Source organism: Afifella sp. IM 167 (assembly GCF_020144925.1).
In the GTDB taxonomy this organism is placed as follows: domain Bacteria; phylum Pseudomonadota; class Alphaproteobacteria; order Rhizobiales; family Afifellaceae; genus Afifella.
In genome coordinates, this window is record NZ_NSLC01000021.1 from 1 (window position 1) to 802 (window position 802).

Consider the following 802-nt stretch of genomic DNA (forward strand, 5'->3'; position numbering starts at 1 on the left):
TGCTGGAGCTGCGCGCGCGCTCACGCACCAACGACGCCATCAAACTCCTGCTCGGTCTGGCGCCCAAGACCGCCCGCCTGATTCGCCCGGACGGGACCGAGGAGGACGTCCCCCTGGATCGGATCGCCCGAGACGACCGGCTGCGGGTGCGCCCAGGCGAGAAGATCCCGGTCGATGGGGTGGTGCTGGAGGGCAGCAGCCGGGTCGACGAGTCGATGATCTCCGGCGAGCCCGTCCCCGTGCCCAAGCAGGCCGGCGACCGGCTGATCGGCGCCACGCTCAACGAGACCGGCGCCCTGGTGATGCGCGCCGAGCAGGTTGGCGGCGACACCCTGCTGGCGCGGATCGTCGCGCTGGTCAGCGAGGCGCAACGCTCGCGCGCGCCCATCCAGGGACTGGCCGACCGGGTCGCGAGCGGGTTCGTGCCGGCGGTGGTACTGGTCGCGCTGATCACCTTCGGCGTCTGGTCGCTGTGGGGACCGGAGCCGCGTCTGGCCCATGCCGTGGTCAACGCGGTGGCGGTGCTCATCATCGCCTGCCCCTGCGCCCTGGGACTGGCCACGCCCATCTCCATCATGGTCGCCACCGGACGCGGCGCGGGGCTCGGCATCCTGGTCAAGAACGCCGAGGCGCTCGAACTGATGAGCAAGGTCGACACCCTGGTGATCGACAAGACCGGCACCCTCACCGAGGGGCGCCCGAGTCTGGTCTCGATCGAGGCCACGGACGGATTCGATGAGGCGGAGCTGCTGCGCCTGGCCGCCAGTCTGGAGCAGGCGAGCGAACATCCGCTGGCCGCCGC

Annotated in this window: 1 protein-coding gene; it reads left to right on the forward strand. The window is 71.3% G+C overall.

What is annotated here, in order from left to right:
- Positions 1-802, forward strand: an 802-nt coding sequence (locus CLD20_RS19925) for an HAD-IC family P-type ATPase (protein WP_224408428.1), incomplete at both ends; no start/stop codon positions are given.